Source organism: Stieleria sp. (assembly GCF_041595215.1).
GTDB classification, from domain to species: Bacteria; Planctomycetota; Planctomycetia; order Pirellulales; family Pirellulaceae; genus Stieleria; species Stieleria magnilauensis.
Window position 1 is genome coordinate 1 of the sequence record NZ_JBFHKV010001171.1, and the last position, 2,502, is coordinate 2,502.

A 2,502-nucleotide genomic window follows, 5' to 3' on the forward strand; every position below is an offset into this window, starting at 1 on the left:
GAAGAGGTCGCGCCGCTGACGACGATGGTGTTGGTGTCGGGGTCGTAGACGAATCGTAGTTCGTTGTCCTTTTCCAAACCCTTGGGACCGTCGTCGGACGATTGATCAAAGTCGTAGAAGAAATAACGGTAGAAACTATCCGAGTCATCCTTCTCGTCGTCTTTGTCTTCGAAGTACTCTTCCAGGTTCAGCTGGATGTATCCGGCGGACTGGTGTTTGATTTTGAAGACGTGATAGGGCCGTTTCGGGGGCGCCACCTGAAGCATCAGGTTTTCCAGTTGGTCGAGCGCTTTGGTGTTGGATCCGAGCAACAACAAATTGCCGTCTTCGTCCAGTTGGATTTGAATCGGGGACAGATCCGACGAGGACTCTTGTGACCCCGTCGCGCGTTGGTTTTCTGTTGACGCTTTCTCTTGATCGCGGCTTCCGAACAAGCGATCAAAGTCTTGGGCGGATCGAATCGGAGAATCGTCGCTCGATTCGCTCGACGGTGTCGCCGGGTCGGCGGTTTGCGGCGTATCTGCCTGGGTCGCCGTCAGTTGATCGCCGTTACTCGACGGTGCCGACTCGGCCGCAACGGTCGAGGTGGACGCGTCGCGCTTGTCGGGCGTTTCATGTCTGGTTTCCAAGCCCATGTCGATTTTTGGTTTCGCTTCGCCCTGCTCCGCCTCGTCGTCCGAGTCATCTTCGTCCTCGCGGGCAACGGGGTCGACGAACTCGGTCGCGTCGGGCAGTTCCAAGGGGGCGTCGGAAAGCTGGCTCCATTGTTGTTTCAGACGCATCAGGTAGTCGTAGGTTTCCGGCCCGGAGGTGGCATCGATGCGGCGGACGGTGCGTGGGCTGCCTCCCGGCGGCGGCAATTCCCCGAGCTTGATCAGCAGGTTGCGAACCTGTTCCATCTCCGATTCGTTGGCCCACAGCAGGACTTGCCGAAACCGCGAGTTGGCGGCGACCCGAAACTCGTCTTCATTCTTGTCTTCTTGTTGGTTGCCGTAGCCATAGCCGTAGAAGTAGGAACGCCGCGAGTTGGAATTCTTATCGTCGTCTTTGTCTTGGCCCATCAAAAAGGCGATCGACTCGGCGACCTCGTTGGCCTCGAGTCGGCGCAACTGGAGCACCTCGAATTGTCGTCCGCTGCCATCGAGCCGCTTGATCAGTCGGTCGATGATGAAGCGATCCGCAGCCGAGCCCGACACGATCAGGGCTTTGTTGTCTTCATCGGCGCGGATCCGAGTCGTGGGTTCCATGACGTTCATTTCGCCGATGATCTCGATCAGCTTTTCGGGGTCGATGGACGTCAAGCGAAAGACTTGAAGGCGCGATTCGATGTCTGAGAGCGAGGCGAGTCCTTGGCTGGGGACATCGATGCGATTGATGAATTCGCCCGCAATCGCGATCCGATCCACCGGGGCACGAATGAAGACGGAGTTTTGACGCGTGTTGGCGACGATGGAGATTTCGGCTTTCTTCGGCGGTGGCGCCGGTTGCCCGCCGTTCTGCCGCGCCATCTGCTGCATCATCGCCATCTGTTGCGGTGACATCGGGGCATTGGATTTTTTTTCGACGCCCAAGAACTCTTCCAGCATGGTCTTAGCCGTCTCGGCCGGGATGTACCGCAATCGAAATTCCGGGGCGAGCGCTTCGCGGCTGGATTGGTTGCGTTCCTGTTCGAGCAATTGGACGACTTGGCGAAGGTTGATCGCCGCGTCCATCGCCTCGATGCGGTTGGTCGTCGTCAACGCGGTCAGCCGGCCGTTGCTGCTGATCATCGGTTTGAGTTCTTCGGCCATCTTTTCACTCGACAGCCAGCCCAGTTCGAGTGATGCGCGGACAAAGGTGTGCGGCATCATTTCGTCCAGCTCGTCGATGTCCACCCGAGGCACCATCGCCGCGTTGATCCCTTCGGTTTTTGCGACGGTGATCCCGCCGGGCATTTCCAACAACGTGTAGCCGCGGGCGAGCAGATGGCGGTTGAACAGGTCTTTGGTTTCTTCGACGGTGTATCGTCCCGGGGAGCGCAGGTTCACGCGGTCGGCGGGCAACTCCTGCCAGTCGAGCGGTTGATCGGCAATCTCGGCCAGCCATTGAACGAGTTCGACCCAGGGCTGATTGCGGAACTGGAACGCGACTTTGCCGTCGGGCCCGACGGTGGCTTTCAATTCATCCGGATCGGCATCGCCGGTTTCCTGGTCGCCGCGTCGGATGATTTTAGGTTCGGGCGGTTGCTCCGCCTTCTTGTCGCCTTCCTTCGCATCCGTCTTACCCGGCTCCGGTGTTTCCCCTGGCTTTGCGTTTGGGGGAACCGGCTTGGGGCCCGAGAACGGGTCGCCCGAGACCGGCATGGTTCGTGGCTTACCGTCCGGTCCGACGACCGTCATGGTTGGCGTTTGACCCCACAGGGTTGTCGGGCCAGCGGTGATCGCCAGGAGGATCAGGAACGTCAGCGTCGGTTTGTGAATTCGTCGTTGGGGCACCGCGAATCACCGAAATCGGGAAAAGGGA

General features: G+C 59.2%; 1 protein-coding gene. It reads right to left on the minus strand.

Annotation, left to right across the window (positions count from 1 at the left end; translation table 11 throughout):
* Positions 1-2,474: secretin N-terminal domain-containing protein (locus tag ABX749_RS29320; RefSeq protein WP_372899165.1), on the minus strand; the 2,474-nt coding region annotated here is incomplete at its 3' end.
* Positions 2,475-2,502 lie beyond the last annotated feature (28 nt).